The organism is Brevibacterium sp. Z349TD_9 (assembly GCF_056173565.1).
The window spans coordinates 1,226,693-1,245,438 of the sequence record NZ_CM149680.1; the positions used below are offsets into that span (position 1 = coordinate 1,226,693).

The 18,746-nt window shown below is 67.7% G+C and carries 16 protein-coding genes; 10 read left to right on the plus strand and 6 right to left on the minus strand.

The features are described 5' to 3' along the window. Positions 1 to 66: 66 nt before the first annotated feature. The 4 genes from AC0VYB_RS05535 to AC0VYB_RS05550 all read right to left on the minus strand — a co-directional run bounded on the left by AC0VYB_RS05535 (position 67) and on the right by AC0VYB_RS05550 (position 2,174). Positions 67 to 993, minus strand: a complete 927-nt coding sequence (locus AC0VYB_RS05535) for an AEC family transporter (protein ID WP_201671368.1) — start codon at positions 991 to 993, stop codon at positions 67 to 69. A gap of 53 nt (positions 994 to 1,046) precedes the next feature. Then, positions 1,047 to 1,367 carry a hypothetical protein gene (locus tag AC0VYB_RS05540; protein WP_040340898.1) on the minus strand — a complete coding sequence of 107 codons (321 nt, stop codon included), beginning with the start codon at positions 1,365 to 1,367 and terminating at the stop codon, positions 1,047 to 1,049. Positions 1,368 to 1,455: 88 nt separating this feature from the next. Further along, positions 1,456 to 1,797 (minus strand): DUF202 domain-containing protein, encoded by a 342-nt coding sequence (locus AC0VYB_RS05545; RefSeq protein WP_009374544.1) that lies wholly within the window; start codon positions 1,795 to 1,797, stop codon positions 1,456 to 1,458. Continuing rightward, entirely contained in the window at positions 1,794 to 2,174 is a 381-nt protein-coding gene (locus AC0VYB_RS05550; protein WP_009374545.1) for a YidH family protein, read from the minus strand. Before AC0VYB_RS05550 ends, AC0VYB_RS05545 begins: the two co-directional genes overlap by 4 nt. Before the next feature lie 133 nt (positions 2,175 to 2,307). Between AC0VYB_RS05550 and AC0VYB_RS05555 the strand changes: the two genes are divergently transcribed. The 3 genes from AC0VYB_RS05555 to hrpA all read left to right on the plus strand — a co-directional run bounded on the left by AC0VYB_RS05555 (position 2,308) and on the right by hrpA (position 8,647). Beyond that, positions 2,308 to 2,736 carry a DUF4186 domain-containing protein gene (locus tag AC0VYB_RS05555; RefSeq protein ID WP_063250213.1) on the plus strand — a complete coding sequence of 143 codons (429 nt, stop codon included), beginning with the start codon at positions 2,308 to 2,310 and terminating at the stop codon, positions 2,734 to 2,736. Positions 2,737 to 2,891: 155 nt separating this feature from the next. Further along, positions 2,892 to 4,199 (plus strand): Nramp family divalent metal transporter, encoded by a 1,308-nt coding sequence (locus AC0VYB_RS05560; protein ID WP_144589225.1) that lies wholly within the window; start codon positions 2,892 to 2,894, stop codon positions 4,197 to 4,199. 146 nt (positions 4,200 to 4,345) lie between these two features. Further along, a complete protein-coding gene (gene hrpA, locus AC0VYB_RS05565; RefSeq protein WP_475385070.1) occupies positions 4,346 to 8,647 on the plus strand; it encodes an ATP-dependent RNA helicase HrpA in 4,302 nt (1,433 codons plus the stop codon). Between the two features lie 39 nt (positions 8,648 to 8,686). Here the strand turns inward: hrpA and AC0VYB_RS05570 are convergent, their stop codons facing one another. After that, on the minus strand, positions 8,687 to 9,061 hold the full coding sequence (locus AC0VYB_RS05570) for a hypothetical protein (RefSeq protein ID WP_144589227.1): 375 nt from the start codon (positions 9,059 to 9,061) through the stop codon (positions 8,687 to 8,689). Positions 9,062 to 9,216: 155 nt separating this feature from the next. On the opposite strand from AC0VYB_RS05570, the gene AC0VYB_RS05575 reads away from it, so the two are divergent. The 7 genes from AC0VYB_RS05575 (at position 9,217) to AC0VYB_RS05605 (ending at position 18,254) form a co-directional block, all read left to right on the plus strand. After that, on the plus strand, positions 9,217 to 10,809 hold the full coding sequence (locus AC0VYB_RS05575; protein WP_119296587.1) for a peptide chain release factor 3: 1,593 nt from the start codon (positions 9,217 to 9,219) through the stop codon (positions 10,807 to 10,809). Between the two features lie 131 nt (positions 10,810 to 10,940). Then, positions 10,941 to 12,026, plus strand: a complete 1,086-nt coding sequence (locus AC0VYB_RS05580) for an inositol-3-phosphate synthase (RefSeq protein WP_009374563.1) — start codon at positions 10,941 to 10,943, stop codon at positions 12,024 to 12,026. 236 nt (positions 12,027 to 12,262) lie between these two features. After that, on the plus strand, positions 12,263 to 13,846 hold the full coding sequence (locus AC0VYB_RS05585; protein ID WP_009374565.1) for an AbgT family transporter: 1,584 nt from the start codon (positions 12,263 to 12,265) through the stop codon (positions 13,844 to 13,846). 203 nt (positions 13,847 to 14,049) lie between these two features. Further along, a complete protein-coding gene (locus tag AC0VYB_RS05590) occupies positions 14,050 to 14,847 on the plus strand; it encodes a Bax inhibitor-1/YccA family protein (protein WP_009374569.1) in 798 nt (265 codons plus the stop codon). 41 nt (positions 14,848 to 14,888) lie between these two features. Then, positions 14,889 to 15,218, plus strand: a complete 330-nt coding sequence (locus AC0VYB_RS05595; protein ID WP_144589229.1) for a hypothetical protein — start codon at positions 14,889 to 14,891, stop codon at positions 15,216 to 15,218. 3 nt (positions 15,219 to 15,221) lie between these two features. Continuing rightward, entirely contained in the window at positions 15,222 to 16,868 is a 1,647-nt protein-coding gene (locus AC0VYB_RS05600) for a molybdopterin-dependent oxidoreductase (RefSeq protein WP_144589232.1), read from the plus strand. 237 nt (positions 16,869 to 17,105) lie between these two features. Continuing rightward, positions 17,106 to 18,254: an AAA family ATPase gene (locus AC0VYB_RS05605; protein ID WP_063250216.1), complete on the plus strand. Its 1,149-nt coding sequence runs from the start codon at positions 17,106 to 17,108 to the stop codon at positions 18,252 to 18,254. A gap of 64 nt (positions 18,255 to 18,318) precedes the next feature. Here AC0VYB_RS05605 and AC0VYB_RS05610 read toward each other — a convergent pair whose 3' ends face one another. After that, on the minus strand, positions 18,319 to 18,729 hold the full coding sequence (locus tag AC0VYB_RS05610) for a VOC family protein (RefSeq protein WP_009374580.1): 411 nt from the start codon (positions 18,727 to 18,729) through the stop codon (positions 18,319 to 18,321). Positions 18,730 to 18,746 lie beyond the last annotated feature (17 nt).

The following is an 18,746-nucleotide window of genomic DNA, read 5'->3' on the forward strand; positions in this document are numbered from 1 at the left end:
ATCGCCGAGGCGGCAGGTCCACCGGTGGGGGAGCCCGGTCCCAGCCTGCTCACCGTCAGGGACGCGTCATCCGAACAGCGCGGCGACGATGACGAGGGTGGGCACCGCGAGGACGGTCGTGATGAAGACGGCGTCGCGCATGAGCGCCTCGGACTGCCGGTACTGCATCGAGTAGATGTAGACGTTCTGCGCCGTCGGCAGACTCGAGGTGACGATGATGGCGAAGAGGTCGATGCCCGAGTAGCCGAGCAGGGGACCGCCGATGACCCATGCGACGAGCGGTTGGAGAACGAGCTTGCCGACGGTGATGTAGCTCAGCTGTGAGCGCGTCCCCCTCACCGGCAGCGCCCAGCCGTCCTTGAGGGAGATCCCGAAGGCGAGCAGGGCACCGGGCACCGCGGTCGCCCCGATCATGTCGATGGGTTCGAAGACGAAGCGGGGGAGTTCGAAGCCGGTCGCCGAGGCTGCCACCCCGGCCGCGGCACCGAGGAGGATCGGATTCTTGAGCACCTGGAGGATCGTCGAGTACCAGTGTGTGTCGTGCTTCTTCTTCCCCGCCGCGTCGAGCACGGCCATGCCGATGGGGGCGAGGATGATGAGCTGGAAGAGCAGGACCGGAGCGACATAGCCGACGTCGTGGAGGACGTAGGCGGCGATGGGGATGCCGAGATTGCCGATGTTGACGTAGCTGACCGCCCATGCGGAGAACATCACCTCGCCTGTGCTGCGCTTCCTGATCCAGCGGGTGAGGGCGAAGAGGACGAAGCCGGCGATGAGCGAGGACCCGCCCGTGGCGAGGAGGGCCGAGTTGAAGATGAGCCCGAGGTCGGTCTGGGAGACCGTGACGTAGAGGAGCGTCGGGGTGCCCGCATAGAAGACGAGCTTCGCGATGACCTGCTGACCGGTGGGGCCGAGCACCCCGGAGCGTCCCAGCAGGAACCCGACGAGGATGACCCCGGCGATGACGGCGAATCCTTCGAATACGGCCAGCATGGCTTACCGGTGGTCCTCGCTTCCTGGGGCCTCGGCGGACGGGCAGGGGCGGGTCAGGCGGTCTCGCCGCGGGCGTCGACGGCGAGGTGGGCCGCTCCTGCGGAGGCGGCAGTGACCGTGAGCACCGCAGGCCAGGCGCCGATCTTCTTCGCCAGCGGGTGGGAGAGCCCGAAGCCGCCGAGGTAGCCCAGGCCGAGCGCGGTCGCGGTCGGCCACCCGCGCTTGGCGTACCACGTGCGGGCGGCGTAGGCGCCGGCAGCGGCGAGCACGACGCCGCCGAGGGGCCGGATGCCGGTTTCGCGAGCGGTGAGGAACCCGCCGACGAGGCCGAGGGCGACGAGCGGGGCGGTGGAGACTTCGTGTGCGTCCTTCATGCCCTCCAGTCTAGAGACGCCGTCGGCCCCGCGGTCACGCGGTCTCACGACGAGGAACATCGATCCGCCGCTCAGCCTCCGGAACGACTCAGCCGACGGTGAGTCGGATCACCGAGGCGATGCCGAGCCCGGCGATGAGGCACACCGAGGTGGTCAGGCCGAGGATCGGCCACGGACTCGGCCTGCCGCGCTCGTCGCGGATGGATCCTGACCCGGCCCGGTACCGATGGACCTGGAGGGAGATCACCGCGGCCGCGAGTCCGATGCAGACGACGAAGACGGCGACGGAGAGGACGGGGAAGAGGGTGATCCAGCGGATGAAGAGGAGGCTGACGACCGTCATCGTCAGACTCGTGCGCAGCCACGACTGGGTCGTGCGCTCCGGCTGCAGGCCGGGGTCCTCGTGCGGGGCCAGCCTGGGCGCGCTCACAGCACTCCGGCGAAGACGAGGACGAGCAGTCCCGCTCCCAGTGCCGAGGCGAGGCTGACGATGGGGATGATGAGCGGCAGCGGCAGCGACTGCTTGCGGCGCATCGCCGCTTCGATCCGGTACCACCGGAAGGCCGCTCCGGCGGCGAGGACGAAGCCGATGGCCATGAGCACGATCGACAGCGTCGCCCGCAGGCCCGGGGAGAAGATCTCCCCGGTGAAGGCCTCGACGGCGATGCCGCCGCCGATGAAGGCCAGCGCCGTGCGGATCCAGGACAGGAACGTGCGTTCGTTCGCCAGGGTGAAGCGGGGGTCGGGATCCTCCCCGTCGGGAAACATCCGACGGGCGAGTCGGCCGCGTGCATCATCGGATTCCACGTTCTGAGGATACACGCGCAGGCTCGCCGACCGGGGGCGACGTCCGGGATGAGCGCGGTGCGGCGCCGGGACATCGGCGGCGCAGGCTCGGGGCGAAGGCTGTGTCAGGGCCGCCGGATACGGTGGCACCATCATGGACGATCACCAGCTGGACCAGCGGATCAGGCGCATCACCCGGGCGCCGTTCCGATCGCGCTTCCACCTCCGCGGGGCCGAGCTCGACTATGTCCTCGACCGGGCACCGGAGACCGTGCGAGCGCACGCCGAGGACTTCATCGCCACCCGTCTGGCGCCGGCCCACCCGCCGAAGGACGGCAAGCAGACACCGTGGAAGGGACACCCGGTCTTCCTCGCCCAGCATGCGACGGCGACGTGCTGTCGCACGTGCCTGCAGAACAGCCACGGCATCGCCGCCGGACATGCCCTCACCGAGGCGGAGCAGGCCGACGTCGTCGCCATCATCTGCCGGTGGATCGAACTCGAGGCCGCAGCCGCCCCGCCGAGGCGACCGTCCCCGCAACCGGAGCGGGAGAGGAGGACGCCTCAGCCCACCCTGTTCTGATGTTTCCCGCCCGGCCCGTGCCCTTCGGCCCGTGCCGGTCCCAAGGACCCCGCCGCCCTGCGCTGTCCGCGATCCGGGGTGCCGTGTGGTGGCCGACACACTCTGTCGTAGCATGTCTCCAGACCCGTGTGGGTCGATGTCGACGAAGGAGACGCATGACTGACGGAGCGAGCCAGCCTCCCACCACCGGTGGGGATTCCGGTGCCGATCGCCTCGGCGAGGCCGAGGGCAAGCCGAAATGGAAGATCATCGGTCCCGGACTCGTCGTCGCCGCCACCGGTGTCGGTGCCGCGGACATGGTCGCCACACTCGTCGCCGGCAGCCGTTTCGGGTACGCGCTGCTCTGGGCCGTCATCGTCGGCGTCATCCTCAAGATCGTCCTCGTCGAGGGCGCGGGCCGCTACACCCTGGCGACGGGCAAGACGATCTTCGAGGGCTGGCGGAGCCTCGGTCGGTGGACGACGTGGTACTTCGGGCCCTACATCATCATCTGGGGCTTCGTCTACGGGGCGACCGCGATGAGCTCGGCCGCCCTGCCCTTGGCCGCGCTCTTCCCCATGGTGCCGCTGACGGTGTGGGCGATCGTCATGGGACTCGCCGGCTTCACCATGGTGTGGCTGGGCAGGTACACGGTCTTCGAGCGGATCACCGCGGTGCTCGTGGGCATCATGTTCGTCACCGTCGTCGGACTGGCGATCATCGCCGCCCCGAACATCCCCGAACTCCTCAGAGGACTCATCCCGCTCATCCCCGACGGGGGAGTCGTCTACACGCTCGCGCTCGCCGGCGGCGTCGGCGGCACGATCACTCTGGCCGCCTACGGATACTGGCTGCGGGAGAAGGGATGGATCACGCCGAAGTGGATGCGGGTGATGCGCATCGACAACACGATGGCCTATGTCATGACCGGCATCTTCGTCATCGCGATGCTCATCGTCGGTGCCGAGGTGGTCCGGGCGGCGGGCGTCTCGCTCTCGGCCGGGGACGAAGGGCTCCTCGACCTCACCGATGTCCTCAAGGCCCGCTACGGCGACGTCGTCGGCGTCGGATTCCTCATCGGGTTCTGGGCTGCCTCGTTCTCCTCGATCATCGGTGTGTGGAACGGCGTCTCGCTCATGTTCGCCGACTTCTGGGGGCACATGCGCAAGAAGCCGGCCGGTCACCCCGACACCCTCACCGGGGGCAGGTACTTCAAGTTCTACCTCCTGTGGCTGACGTTCCCGCCGATGCTCCTCTTCCTCCTCGGCAAGCCGATCGGGCTCATCCTCGCCTACGGGGTGCTCGGCGCGCTGTTCATGCCCTTCCTCGCTCTCACCCTCCTCGGGCTGCTCAACGGCAGGCGCGTGCCCAAGCAGTGGGCGAACAAGTGGCACACGAACCTCGCCCTCGGCATCACGGCCCTGCTCTTCCTCATCCTCGGCATCCAGCAGCTCATCGACGCGCTCTCACCCCTGTGGAGCTGAGACTGACGGCACCGGTAGCCGATCTCATCCGAGAACGCCCAGCCACCTCGGCGCTCACCACCGACGCCGCAGGCAACCAGAGGCTCTGACGGTGCTTCGGTGCCCCGGTTCGAGTGTGGAGGTCTGCCGCTAAGCTGGGAGATGACATGGCAGAAGAGAACCTGGCAGGGGCCGAGCAGCACACACGAGACACCGAAGCGCGGAACGCGCAGCAGGGACAGGGCAGAGGTCGATCACGCCGCGGCGGGCCGAAGAAGCGCGGCCGCGGACGGGGTCGCACCGGCGCTGAGCACCGTGAGCGCCGCGCCCGCCTGCGCGAGGCCCGCGCGGCCCACCCCGTCACCGTCACCTACCCGCCGGAACTGCCCGTCAGTGCGGCCAAGGATGAGATCGCCGAGGCGATCCGCGACAACCAGGTCGTCATCATCGCCGGTGAGACCGGTTCGGGCAAGACGACGCAGCTGCCGAAGATCTGCCTCGAGCTCGGTCTCGGCGACGAGGGGATGATCGGCCACACGCAGCCGCGGCGCATCGCCGCACGCACCGTCGCCGAGCGCATCGCCGACGAACTCGGCGAAGACCTCGGCGGCACGGTCGGCTATCAGGTCCGCTTCACGGCGCAGGTCGCCGACGAGACCCGCGTCAAGGTGATGACCGACGGCATCCTCCTCTCCGAGCTCTCGCGGGACAAGCTCCTGCGCGACTATGAGGTCATCATCATCGACGAGGCGCACGAACGCAGCCTCAACATCGACTTCCTCCTCGGCTACCTCAAGGAGGTGCGGAGGAAGCGGCCCGACCTCAAGATCATCATCACCTCGGCGACGATCGACCCCGAGTCCTTCGCCGCCCACTTCGACGATGCCCCGATCATCGAAGTCGAAGGCCGGACCTACCCCGTCGAGGTCCGCTACCGGCCCCTGACCGACGAGACCGCCGACGACGACGTCGACGGTCCCGGCGAATCCGGGGACTATGAGGCCGGGGCCGAGGACCAGATCGAGGGCATCATCTCAGCCGTCGACGAGCTCAGCGCCGAGGATCCCGGTGACATCCTCGTCTTCCTCTCCGGGGAACGGGAGATCCGCGACACTGCCGACGCGCTCGAGGCGCACCTGCGGAAATCGCAGCGACTGCGCGACTGGGAGGTCATCCCGCTCTTCGCCCGGCTCTCTGCCGGCGAGCAGCAGAAGGTGTTCAAGCCGCACACCAGGCCGCGCATCGTGCTCGCCACGAACGTCGCCGAGACCTCCCTGACTGTGCCCGGCATCAAGTACGTCATCGACGTCGGCACCGCCCGGATCTCCCGGTATTCGAACCGCACCCGCGTGCAGCGGCTGCCGATCGAGCGGATCTCGCAGGCGAGCGCGAACCAGCGCAAGGGACGGTCGGGCAGAACGAGCGAGGGCATCTGCATCCGCCTCTACTCGGAGGTCGACTTCGCATCCCGGCCCGAGTTCACCGACCCGGAGATCCTGCGCACCAACCTCGCCAGCGTCATCCTCCAGATGGCCGACCTCGGATTCGCCTCGAGCGACGAGGAGATCCTCGGCTTCCCGTTCCTCACTCCGCCCGATGCCAAGGCCGTCCGCGACGGGCGCACACTGCTCACCGAACTAGGTGCCCTCGAGGCGGACAAGACCGGCTCGATCAGGGTCACTCCTACCGGCCGGAAGCTCTCGGTCCTGCCCATCGACCCGAGGCTCGCACGCATGGTCATCGCCGGCGCCGAGGCGGGTGTCGGGGGAGAGGTCCTCGTCATCGTCGCGGCTCTCTCCATCCAGGATCCGCGTGAACGTCCCGCCGAGGTGCGGGCTGCCGCCGATGAGAAGCACGCCCGTTTCGTCCACCGCGGCAGCGACTTCCTCTCCTACCTCAACCTGTGGAACTACCTCGAGGACTCGCAGGCGGCGATGTCGTCGTCGAAGTTCCGCCGTCAGTGCAAGGCCGAGTTCCTCAACTTCGTCCGCATCCGCGAATGGCAGGACCTCGTCGGTCAGCTCCGGTCGCTGCTCGGTTCGGCGGGCATCCGCGTCGAGCGTCCGAGCTGGCGCCAGCACGCAGCCGATGACAGTCGTGCCGGTGGGGGCCGACGTGCCGACGGAGCCGACTCCGACGAGGAGGTCTCAGCAGACTCCCGCCGAGGCGGGGGCCGGGAGACCGAGGATACGCGCGGACACCGGGGAGGGACCGCCTCGGCGAGGCAGGGATCGACCGCCCGGACAGCGCAGGGAAAGATCGGGTTCGCCGAGCTCACGGCGGCGAAGAAGCAGGCGAAGAAGGCCCGCGGCGGGGTCGAGGCCGGACGCGGTGCCGATGCCGCGGCGATGAAGCTCGACCCGACGGCCGTGGCCATTCACCGCGCTCTCCTCACCGGTCTGCTCTCGATGATCGGGTCCCGGTCGGAACGGCTGGGGGACTACCAGGGGGCACGCGGCACGCGGTTCGCGATCTTCCCCGGATCGGGCCTGTTCAAGGTCAACCCGGACTTCGTCATGGCCGCCGAACTCGTCGAGACCTCCCGCCTATGGGCGCGCACGGTCGCCGCGATCGAACCCGATTGGGTCGTCGAGGCCGCCGGGGACCTCGTGAGCCGGCAGCACTCGGACCCACACTGGTCGACGAGGGCCGGATCGGCGATGGTCTACGAGAAGATCGCGCTCTACGGGGTCACGCTCATCAGCGACCGTCGGGTCGGGTACGGGACGATCGACGCCGCAGCGGCCAGGGACATGGTCATCCGCAAGGGACTCATCGACGGCGACTGGCGCGAGAGGTTCGGGTTCGAAGACCACAACGCTGCCGTCATCGAGGAGGCCGAGGAGCTCGCGTCGCGTACCCGCAACCGTCGTGTGCTCGACCAGGACGATGCCCTCTTCGAGTTCTTCGATGAGCGCATTCCCGCCACGATTACCTCGGCGGCGGACTTCCGGTCGTGGTGGAAGGGTCAGAAGCGCCGCGATGCGCACCTGCTCGACCTCACGACCTCGGTGCTGCTCAGCGACGACAGCGAATCGCTGACCGCTTCGGTGGCCGAGGACTACCCGATGGAATGGGAGCTCGCGGACGGGACGACGGCGAAGCTGCGGTACTCGTTCGATCCCGGCTCGAGCGAGGACGGGGTGACCGTCGAGATCCCGGCGAGCGCTGTGCCCGTCGTCGACCCCGACGAGTTCAGCTGGCAGGTTCCGGGGCTGCGCGAAGAGCTCGTCGCCGCCTACATCCGGTCGCTGCCGAAGGCCAAGCGGCGCTACTTCGTGCCCGCGCCCGACGTCGCCCGCGACATCCTGCCCTCGCTCACGCCGTATCAGGGCAGCCTGCCCGAGGTCCTCGCCGCGCATCTGAGCGAACGCGCCGGCGGGGGAGGGCTGCAGGACCTCGTCCCGATCACCGTGAGTGCCGATGACTTCGACCGCGACCGGATCCCCGCCCATCTGCGCATCCGCTTCCGCCTCGTCGACGGGACGACGACCGTCGGGCTCGGCGACGACCTCAGCGCCCTGACGACGCAGGCGAAACCGGCTGTGAGGAAGGCCCGAGCCAAGGCGTCGCCGTTCGCGGAGAAGCGGGGACTGACAGGGTGGAGCGTCGGCGACCTGCCCGATCCTGATGCCGCCGAGGCGGGGGTCGTGCCCGGACTGACCGACCGCGGAGACAGCGTCGACCTTGTCGCCTTCGACACGGTCCTGCAGGCGCGGATCGCGAGCAGGGAAGCGGTCATCACGCTGCTCGCCCGACGCACAGGAGAGACGCTGAAGTACCTGCAGGACGGCCTGACGACGGAGGAGAAGCTCGTCCTCGCCGGGCATCAGAAGCGCTCGGACGAACTGCTCACCGCCCTCGTCCGATCAGGGGTGCGCGGAATCGTCGAATCCGAGATCGGGCCGGCGGAGTCCGCGTGGGTCGGCGACGAGGCGGAGTTCGCTCGGGTCGAGACGGCGGTGAATGCGCAGCTCATCGAAGCGACGACGAAGCTCCTGCCCTCCCTCATCACGGCGCTGAGGCGAGCGACGGAGTTGGACAGACTCGTCTCGAACTCCTCGTCGCTGGCGATCCTGTCCAACCTCGCCGACGTCCAAGCGTGGGCGGCTTCGCGGGTGAGTGCGGCGGCGATCGCGGCGATGACCCCGCAGATGGTGGCAGCACTGCCGAAGTGGGTGGAGGCGGAGAAGGTGCGGATCGGGGCGATGGTCGATTCGCCGATGCGTGATCGTCAGCTCATGGATCGGGTCACCGGGAGCGCCGAGGCGGTGGCGAAGAAGATCGCCAACCGCTTCCCCGGACTGGGGCAGGCGGCGTGGGAATGGTGGCTCGTCTCTGTGCCGAGCCCCTGGCGCGACGTCCTCGTCCAACTCGAAGAGCTGAGAGTCAGCCTCTATGCGAACTCGCTCGGCACCACCCACCCGGTCTCCGAGAAGCGGATCGCGAAGGCCCTCGCGCAGCTGTAGGTCGCTGCGGGGCGGGGGCGAAGCTCCGGGAAGGACGTTCTAGAGTGAGGCACCGGTGAAGAACCCGCCGAGGAGCCACCAGAGGGGGAGGGCACCGGCGGAGACCAAGGCGCCCGCCGCCCACCAGATGCGCCACCGCCACGTCCGGCGCCGTGAACCGACGAAGAGACAGACGAGGTAAACGATGACGCAGAATGCGCCGGAGAGGCTGAGCAGGACGAGTCCGGCAGCCTCCCATCCCGATGTCCCGAGGTCGAAGACGTACTTCGTGATCTGGGCGATCGACAGGGAGAAGAGGATCGCCATGCCGAGCAGCGGCACTCCGAGGACCCCTGCGATGATGAGCGGCAGGGCTTTGAGCCACCGCTCCTTCGGTTCCGACCGGCCGGCGTAGTCAACGTATTCCTCAGTCATCGACACTCAGCATAGACACCCAGTTCGGCAACTCGCTGGAAGCAGACCGAGCATCCGAGCTTCCGCGGTGAGCTTCAACGACGCCGCCGCTGCCTCGGCGCCACTGTGACTGATCGGACAGGGACTCGGCGGGCGATCGGCGGTAGGATATTTTGGTGACTTCTGGCCGATATTCCGACAAAGAGATCCGGACGCAGGCGGCACGCCGCCGCACGTTCGCCGTCATCTCCCACCCCGACGCGGGCAAATCGACGACCACCGAGGCGCTCGCCCTCCACGCGCGGGCGATCGGTCAGGCCGGCGCCACCCACGGAAAGGCCGGCCGCCGCGCCACCGTCTCCGACTGGATGCAGATGGAGCAGGACCGCGGGATCTCGATCTCCTCGGCGGCCCTCCAGTTCGAGTACCGCGATGCCGTCTTCAACCTCGTCGACACCCCCGGCCACGCCGACTTCTCCGAGGACACCTACCGTGTGCTCTCCGCCGTCGACTGCGCCGTCATGCTCATCGACGCCGCCAAAGGCCTCGAGTCGCAGACGATGAAGCTCTTCGAAGTCTGCGCCCACCGGAACATCCCGATCATCACCGTCGTCAACAAGTGGGACCGTCCCGGACTCGATGCGCTCGCCCTCATGGACGAGGTCCAGCAGCGCACCGGCCTCCTTCCCACCCCGATCACGTGGCCCGTCGGCCAGTCCGGTGACTTCCGCGGCGTCCTCGACCGGATCACCGGCGAGTACACGAAGTACACCCGCACCGACGGCGGCGCGACGATCGCCGGCGAGGAGACCTTCGCCCCCGAGGCCGCAGCCGAGCTCGAGGGGGAGGCGTGGACGACGGCCGTCGACGAATCCGAGCTCCTCGACATGGAGGATCAGAACCACGACCAGGAGACATTCCTCGCGGGGAAGTCGACCCCGGTGATGTTCGCCTCGGCGGTGCTCAACTTCGGCATCCACAAGCTGCTCGACACCCTTGTCGACCTCGCCCCCGCCGCCGAGGCGCGCGAGGACAAGGACAGCGCCCCGCGCGACGTCGCCGCCCCGTTCTCCGGATTCGTCTTCAAGGTCCAAGCCGGCATGGATTCGAACCACCGTGACCGCCTCGCCTACATCCGCGTGTGCTCCGGTGTCTTCGAACGCGGCAGTGTGCTCACCCATTCGGCCACGGGCAAGCCGTTCGCGACGAAGTACGCCCAGCAGGTCTTCGGCCGCGACCGCGACGTCGTCGACGAAGCCTTCCCCGGTGATGTCGTCGGCCTCGTCAACGCGAGCGCCCTGCGCGTCGGCGACTCCCTCTACCTGGACAAGAAGGTCGAGTTCCCCGGGATCCCGACGTTCTCGCCCGAGCACTTCATGGTCATCCGCGCGAAGGACTCCTCGAAGTACAAGCAGTTCCGCCGCGGCATCGAACAGCTCGACCACGAAGGCGTCATCCAGGTTCTGCGCTCGGACCTGCGCGGTGACCAGGCACCCGTGCTCGGCGCGGTCGGACCGATGCAGTTCGAAGTCGCCGAGGACCGGATGACGAACGAGTTCAACGCCCCCTGCTCGCTCGAACGACTCAACTTCTCCCTCGCCCGGCGCACGACACCCGAATGCGTGCCGACGCTCGCCCGCGAACGCAACGTCGAGGTGCTCAGCCGCTCCGACGGCGAACTCCTCGCCCTGTTCTCCGATCGCTGGCGCCTCCAGGGCGTGGAGAAGAACCATCCCGACCTCGTCCTCGAACCGCTCGTCGTCAGCTGATCGAGGACCGCGGACGCCGACTCCGCGGTTTTGACGAAGTCACTAAGATTGACAATCGAGTCCGCGCGCACGCGGACACCGCCGGGCTCACCCGGCACCCGGGGAGACCCGAGAGGACTGAAGGAGAATTCGTGGGAACGAAGAAGATTCGAGTCGCCATTGCCGGTCTCGGCAACTGTGCCTCGTCCCTGATCCAGGGTGTGGAGTACTACCGCGATGCGGCCCCGGGGACGAAGGTGCCCGGACTCATGCACGTGGAATTCGGGGACTATCACGTCGGTGACATCGAATTCGTCGCGGCCTTCGACGTCGACGGCAAGAAGGTCGGCGCCGACATCGCTGAGGCGATCACGGCCAGTGAGAACAACACCATCACCCTCGCCGAGGTTCCCCCGACCGGTGTGTCCGTCCAGCGTGGTCCCACCCTCGACGGTCTCGGCCAGTACTACCGTGAGACTATCGTCGAATCCGACTCCGAGCCCGTCGACGTGGCGCAGGCGCTGCGTGACGCAGAGGCCGACGTCCTCGTCTGCTACCTGCCCGTCGGTTCGCAGGAGGCCACCGAGTACTACGCGCAGGCCGCGATCGACGCGAAGGTCGCCTTCGTCAACGCTCTCCCCGTCTTCATCGCCGGGACGAAGGAGTGGGACGAGAAGTTCCAGGCCGCGGGCGTGCCCATCGTCGGCGATGACATCAAGTCCCAGATCGGTGCGACGATCACCCACCGGGTGATGGCGAAGCTCTTCGAGGACCGGGGCGTCGTCCTCGACCGCACCTACCAGCTCAACGTCGGCGGCAACATGGACTTCAAGAACATGCTCGAGCGCCAGCGCCTCGAGTCGAAGAAGATCTCGAAGACCCAGGCCGTGACCTCGAACACCGGCGCCGAGCTCTCAGCCCGCGACGTCCACATCGGACCGAGCGACTACGTCGAATGGCTCGACGACCGCAAGTGGGCGTTCGTCCGCCTCGAGGGCCGCAACTTCGGCGATGCCCCCGTCTCGCTCGAGTACAAGCTCGAGGTGTGGGATTCGCCGAACTCGGCAGGCGTCATCATCGACGCAGTGCGTGCGGCGAAGATCGGCCTCGATCGCGGCATCGGCGGAGCGCTCATCTCCGCCTCCTCCTACTTCATGAAGTCCCCGCCCGAGCAGAAGAACGACGATGCCGCCCACGAGGCGGTCGAAGCGTTCATCCGCGGCGACATCGAACGCTGACCGCAGCCCCCGAAGGACGGGGCGCGAGGCCGAAGCCGGTCACACCACGGGTGTGGCCGGCTTCGTCGTCTCAGCCCCGTCCACCCGCCATGCGAGACCCGGTGGGAACAACGGAAGCTGTCGGTGGGCTGGTATCTTTCTCAGTGACCGCGATCACGTGGCCGACCGGCCGCCGATCACGGTAACCGACCGTGCGCACCCGCGCCGAGCACCGCCGACCGACCGAGGAGCACCCCATGTCGACCACCACCGCCGACACCGGAAAGGCAGCCGGCAGCCCTGACCGCCTCAGCTGGCTGATGAAGGTCCTCGTCGTCATCGAGAAGGCCGGCAACAAGCTGCCGCACCCGTTCTGGCTCTTCCTCTCGCTCGCCGTCATCGTCATGATCCTCTCCGCGATCTTCTCCGCGACCGGGCTGAACGCGGTCAACCCGGCAACTGGGGAGACGGTGACCGTGACGAACCTCTTCACCACGGAATCCCTGCGCGAGATCGTCGGGGGAGCGGTGATGAACTTCGTCACCTTCCCACCGCTGGGTCTCGTCATCATCGTCCTCCTCGGCGTCGCCGTCGCCGAGCAGTCCGGGCTCATCCCGGCGATGCTTCGCGGCACCATCGCCGGCGCCTCGCCGAGGTGGATCACCTTCATCGTCGCCCTGGCCGGCACCGCCTCGTCGATCGCCTCCGACGCCTCGTACATGATCATGATCCCGCTCGGCGGGCTCGCCTTCCGCGCCGTGGGCCGCAACCCGATGCTCGGCTGCATCGTCGCGTATGCCGCGACCTCCGGCGGGTACTCCGCGGCCCCGATGGTCAATGCCATGGACACCGTCCTCGGCGGTCTCTCCACCTCGGCGGCGCAGATCATCGACCCCGAGTACGTCGTCAGCCCGGTCGCGAACTTCTACTTCAACTTCATCTCGATGTTCGTCGTCGCCGGGGCGATCACCCTGGTCACCGAGCTCCTCCTGTCCAAGCGCGCCGACGCGATGGAGCTCGACCCCCTCGATGAGGACGATCCGGAGGCCTTCGATGTCAAGATGGCCCTCGACGCGAAGGAGAAGCGCGGTGTGCTCTTCGCCGTCATCACCATCGTCGTCTGCGCCGCGATCCTCTTCTTCCTCGCCCTGCCCGCCGATTCGTTCCTCCGCGACGAGGCAGGCGGCTTCGGACCCGAATCCGGGCTCATGGCAGGCATCGCCGCGATCATCGGCTTCGGCTTCTTCATCGTCGGCATCGTCTACGGCTACGCGACCGGTTCGATCACGAAGATCACCGAGATCCCGGAGATGATGGGCAAGGGCCTGCTGCCCTTCGTCCCCGTCATCGTCCTCTTCTTCGCCGCCAGCCAGTTCCTCGCCCTGTTCAAGATGTCGAGCCTCGGCGAGATCCTCGCGATCCGCGGGGCGGACTTCTTCGGCTCGCTCGACACCTCGACGTTCGTCATCCTCCTCGGCGGCTGGCTTCTCGTCGCCCTCGGCGCCCTCTTCCTCACCTCCGGCTCCGGTCTGTGGACGCTCATGGCTCCCGTCCTCGTGCCGATGTTCATGCTCCTGTCGATCTCCCCGGAGACGACGCAGGCCCTCTACCGGATCGGCGATTCGACGACGAACATCATCTCCCCGATGTCGCCGTACTTCGTCGTCGTCCTCGGCTTCATCCAGCGCTACAAGCGCGACGCCGGCATCGGCACGCTCCTGTCGTTCACGATCCCGCTCTCGTTCACGATGTTCCTCTTCTGGGGCCTGCTCTTCTTCCTCTGGTGGTTCACCGGCCTCCCATGGGGACCCGGTGCGGCCATGCACTACCAGATGAACTGACGTCCCCCGCAGAGGGAGAAAGTGAGGAATACGGCCGAATCGCCCAGCGTTACAATCACACAACGCTCTGTCGCCCGACCCTGCGGTCACAGTTGCCATCCAGGTGTGACGGCTAGACTTGAGCGTGATGTTCGATTCGCGCGACGACCGGTCTGCGCGACCCGCATACTCAGATCGAAAGGATCTCGACCGTGAGTAACCCCATGATGGACCGCACCATCAGAGAAGGCGTCCAGGCGGGACGCAACCAGCAGCCCGTCATGACCGACCAGCAGCTCAACGACCTCTTCAACCAGCCGGCAGCGGAGAACCGCAACACCGGCCGCCCCGTCGACGACCGGGCGATGACCTACGACGACGTCATGATGAAGACGGGCGTCCTCTTCGCCATCCTCCTCGCCGGCGCCGTCCTCGGTTGGTTCGTGCCCGTGCTCGCCTTCCCGGCGATGCTCATCGGCCTCGTCCTCGGCCTCGTCAACGCATTCAAGCGGGAACCCAACAAGGGCCTCATCATCGGCTACGCCGCGTTCCAGGGAGTCTTCCTCGGCGGCATCTCGATGATCTTCGAGACCCAGTTCTCCGGCATCGTCCTCCAGGCGGTGCTCGCGACCCTCTGCGTCTTCGGCGTCATGCTCGCCCTCTTCAAGTTCAAGGGCGTGCGCTACGGCTCGAAGATGATGAAGTTCATGATGATCGCCGTCGGCGGCTACGCGATCTTTTCGCTCATCAACTTCGGTGTCGCGATGTTCACCGGCACCGGCGGCGCCCGCGCCATCGAGATCAACATCATGGGCATGACGATGCCGCTCGGCGTCATCATCGGCATCTTCGCGACGATCCTCGCCGCGATGACCCTCATCGCCGACTTCCAGATGGTCGAAGAGGGCGTCAAGCAGCGCATCCCCGAGAAGTACTCGTGGCTGTGCGCGTTCTCCCTCATGACCACCCTCATCTGGCTCTACATCGAGATCCTGCGTCTCATCTCCTACTTCAGGAACTGACGCAGGGGCGTCGCAGTGCCTGCGGCGCCTATGATTGAGCCATGAACTCGCAGACGGCGGACCTCGACACCGAGGTCCGCCGTCTGCGTGTGCGCATCATCGGGCTCACCTCCGCCCAGCTCGCCGAGGCAGGGGAGGGGTCGACGACGTCGCGTCGGGACTCCATCGCCGAGGCGCTCGCCGAGTTCTCAGCGATCGGCTCGAATGGTCGCGCGGTTCCCGATCTCGGAGACCAGAGTCTCGCCGACCAGGTCGTCGTCCTCATCGAGACCGGCAGACGGCGAGCAGAGATGCTCGATTCCGCATCGCGCGAACAGGTGCTCGGCCGCCTCCTCGACGCCGCAGTGGACCTGCGCCGGAGACTGGCGTAGGCCATGACCGATCGCCGACCCTTCGTCTTCGCGCTGGCCGGAGCGGTCGCCGCGCTGACCTACTTCGGCTCCTCGGAATTCCTCGCCGGGATCCTCTCGCTCACCTCGGCGCCGCTGCTCGTCCTCGGGCAGACGATCATCCCGCTCGTGCCCACAGCCCTCATCAAAGCGGCCATCGCGCTCTTCGGGACGGGTGACAAGCTCGCCCTCGTCATCACCATCGCCGTCGTCGGCGTCCTCATCGGCGGTCTCATCGGGTGGCTCGGCGCGCACCATCGCAGCCTCTCCCTCGTCCTCCTCATCGGGTTCGGAGCCCTGCCGGTCGTCCTCCAGCTCACCACCGGAGGGACGCTGGTCGGCGCGCTGCCTGCGCTCGTCGGGATCGGCCTCGGCTGTGCGACGTATCTCGGGTTGCTCCGCCTCGGCAGGGCGGACCACCGCACCGAACGGGTTTCTGTGCCTCCCGCCATGGTCCCGGCATCCGCGAAGACCGGTGGGTCCGCGGAGACCGTCGAGCGTACGGACACAGCCGAGGTTTCGGGGGCCGTCGAACAGGCGGACACGGCCGACGGTCCCGACCGGCGGCTGTTCCTCGGCATTGCCGCGGGGCTGAGCGCGATCGGGGTCGCGGCGATCGCGGCCGGACAGTCCGCAGCGGTCCTCGCGCGGAACGCGGCAGGTACGGTGGCGAACCTGGTGCTGCCACGACCGGCCGCCTCGGCGCCACCCATCCCCGCGGGAGCGGACCTCGAGATCGACGATCTCGCCCCGATCGTCACACCCAACGCGGACTTCTACCGGATCGACACTGCGCTCGTCCCACCCGCCGTCGACGCGGCGACGTGGTCGCTGCGGATCCACGGAATGGTCGAGCGGGAGGTGACGCTGACGATGGAGGAACTGCTCGCGCTGCCCCTCGAGGAGCACTACGTCACGCTCACCTGTGTGTCGAACGAGGTCGGCGGGGACCTCGTCGGCAACGCGAAATGGCTCGGCTATCCGGTGAGCGAACTCCTCGCCCGGGCCCGGCCGAAGCAGGGGGCGGACATGGTGCTCTCGGGCTCCGACGACGGCTTCACCGCCTCGACCCCGCTCGAGGTGCTCACCGACGATCGCGCGGCGCTGCTCGCCGTGGGGATGAACGGAAAGCCGCTGCCCCGCGACCACGGATATCCCGCGCGCCTCGTCGTCCCCGGCCTCTACGGGTTCGTCTCGGCGACGAAATGGGTGACGAGTCTCGAGGTCACCCGGTTCGCCGACAAACAGGCGTACTGGACGACCCGGGGCTGGTCGACCCACGGACCGGTGCTCGTCGCCTCCCGGGTCGACGTGCCGCGGGCAGGTGCCCGGGTGCCGGCGGGCAATGGGCAGGTCGTCACCGCCGGCATGGCCTGGGCCCAGCACACCGGGATCGGGCAGGTCCAGGTGCGCCTCGACAACGGCGACTGGCAGACGGCCGATCTGAGCGAAGATCTGAGCGTCGATACGTGGCGGCAGTGGCGGCACGTCTTCACCGACGTCGCACCCGGCAGCCACACGGTGACTGTGCGGGCCATCGACAAGGACGGCACCGTGCAGATCTCCGACCGCAGGCCCGCGATCCCCGGCAGCGCGACGGGCCTCCACGACCGAGACTTCATCGTCGAGTGAGAACGGCGGGCGGCGGGCGGGCCTCTCGGCACCGACGCGGTGAACCGACAAAAACGCGGTTAGCACACCGCGTTTTTGTCGGTTCACCGCGTCGATGGCTGTCCTGCCGCCGAAATCGTCGCCGAGGCGGGGCTCAAGGGGAGCGACAAGTGTTCGCACGGGTTCATACGCCAAATACGGTAAATACGGTAAAATACGGAGTGCGGTCACGAACTCCCGACGATGAGCAGGTCAGTCATGACGATCACCATCCCTCCCGCCTCGGCGAGCAGCGGCGAATCACCCTACCGGCCGGGGTTCGGGACGACGCCGCCCGTCGCCGTCGGACGCCAAGCTGAGGTCAACGCATTCGCCAGGGCGCTCGACCAGCGTGGGGGAGCGGGACGGACCGTGTTCGTCACCGGTCAGCGCGGAGTCGGCAAGACGGTGCTGCTCAACATCTTCGAGGACGTCGCCGAGTCGCGGCAGTGGCTCACGGTGCGCGAACAGGCCTCGCCCGGATTCGTCGGCAGGCTCACCGGGGCGAGGCTGCCTGAGGCGCTCGAGGCGCACGATGCCCATGAGACGACGAAGTCCAAGGTCGTCGGCATCACCCTGCCGGCAGGGGCCGGGGGACTGACTACTCGGACCGAGACGACGAGCGCCCTGCAGCCGGACTTCCGGCACCACCTGATGAAGGTGCTCGAACTCCTCGACGCGCACGGCACGGGGCTCGTCATCTCCCTCGACGAGGTCCACCGCTCGAACCTCGACGAGTTCCGCGCCGTCACCGATGCCGTCGCCTATGCTATGTCGCAGGAGGCGCCGCTCGCGTTCGTCGCCGCGGGCCTGCCGGCGAGCATCGACACTATCGTCAACGACGAGGTCTCGACCTTCCTCCGACGCGCGAGTCGGATCAACCTCGGCAGCTTCACCCCGGACGAGACGGCGCTCGCCCTCCGCCTGCCGGCCGAGGAGTCGGGCAAGAGGTTCGACGCGCAGGCGCTCGCCCTCGGCACCGAGGCCTCGCTCGGGTATCCGTACATGGTCCAGATCATCGGAGACCTGGCTTGGCGGGAGTCAGCCGACGCCGAGGTGATCACCGCCGACCACGTCGAGGCCATCATCGGCGAGGCCAAGGAGATCCTCATCCAACAGATCTACGAACCCACCCTGGCCGCCCTCACCCCGGGTGCCCGGCGCTATCTCAACGCGATGGCCGCCGACGACCGGATCTCCCACACCGGGGAGATCGCCGAACGTCTCGGAGCGAAGAAGCAGACGGCCAACGACTACCGGCGGATGCTGCTTGCGCATGGCGTCATCGAGTCTCCCGCCCACGGCCTCGTTCGCATCGTCATCCCGCACCTGCGCGACTATCTCCTCGAGCAGACGCGTGGGCACTGAGCCCGCGCCGACCGAGGGGGTCGGGCAGAGCGCCCGGGCCGCCCCGGATCAGAGAAGTTCCGACCTACTGCCAGTTCTTCGCGTCCGTGACGCAGAAGGGATGACCGGCCGGGTCGATGAGGACCGTCCAGGTCTCGCCCGGCTGCGGTTCGGCGCGGGTGGCACCGAGTTCGACGCACCTGGCGACGGCGGTCTCGATGTCGTCGGCGGCGAGGTCGAGGTGGAACTGCTTGTGCCCGTCGTCGGGCCAGTCCGGTCGCTTGTAGTCGGGGATCGTTCCGATGCCCAGGGCGTGGCTCGGTCCCTTGAGCATCGCGTAGTTCTCGTCCGAGTAGACGATGGGCCAGCCGAGGACAGCGGTCCAGAACTTCCCGAGCTCGGCGGCGTCGGGAGCGTCGAGGGTGACCATCGCGAGGCTGGCCACCGGTGAGGTCGAAGAATCGGAGGAGGCTGTGTCTGTCTGTGTGTCGGTCATGTCTGCCATTCTTGTGT

Coding starts and splice junctions, on each gene's coding strand:
- AC0VYB_RS05590 (WP_009374569.1), top strand. CDS start 14,050: ATGATGGACCGCACCATCAGAGAAGGCGTCCAGGCGGGACGCAACCAG.
- AC0VYB_RS05610 (WP_009374580.1), bottom strand. CDS start 18,729: ATGACCGACACACAGACAGACACAGCCTCCTCCGATTCTTCGACCTCA.
- AC0VYB_RS05540 (WP_040340898.1), bottom strand. CDS start 1,367: ATGAAGGACGCACACGAAGTCTCCACCGCCCCGCTCGTCGCCCTCGGC.
- hrpA (WP_475385070.1), top strand. CDS start 4,346: ATGGCAGAAGAGAACCTGGCAGGGGCCGAGCAGCACACACGAGACACC.
- AC0VYB_RS05570 (WP_144589227.1), bottom strand. CDS start 9,061: ATGACTGAGGAATACGTTGACTACGCCGGCCGGTCGGAACCGAAGGAG.
- AC0VYB_RS05585 (WP_009374565.1), top strand. CDS start 12,263: ATGTCGACCACCACCGCCGACACCGGAAAGGCAGCCGGCAGCCCTGAC.
- AC0VYB_RS05605 (WP_063250216.1), top strand. CDS start 17,106: ATGACGATCACCATCCCTCCCGCCTCGGCGAGCAGCGGCGAATCACCC.
- AC0VYB_RS05555 (WP_063250213.1), top strand. CDS start 2,308: ATGGACGATCACCAGCTGGACCAGCGGATCAGGCGCATCACCCGGGCG.
- AC0VYB_RS05600 (WP_144589232.1), top strand. CDS start 15,222: ATGACCGATCGCCGACCCTTCGTCTTCGCGCTGGCCGGAGCGGTCGCC.
- AC0VYB_RS05595 (WP_144589229.1), top strand. CDS start 14,889: ATGAACTCGCAGACGGCGGACCTCGACACCGAGGTCCGCCGTCTGCGT.
- AC0VYB_RS05560 (WP_144589225.1), top strand. CDS start 2,892: ATGACTGACGGAGCGAGCCAGCCTCCCACCACCGGTGGGGATTCCGGT.
- AC0VYB_RS05535 (WP_201671368.1), bottom strand. CDS start 993: ATGCTGGCCGTATTCGAAGGATTCGCCGTCATCGCCGGGGTCATCCTC.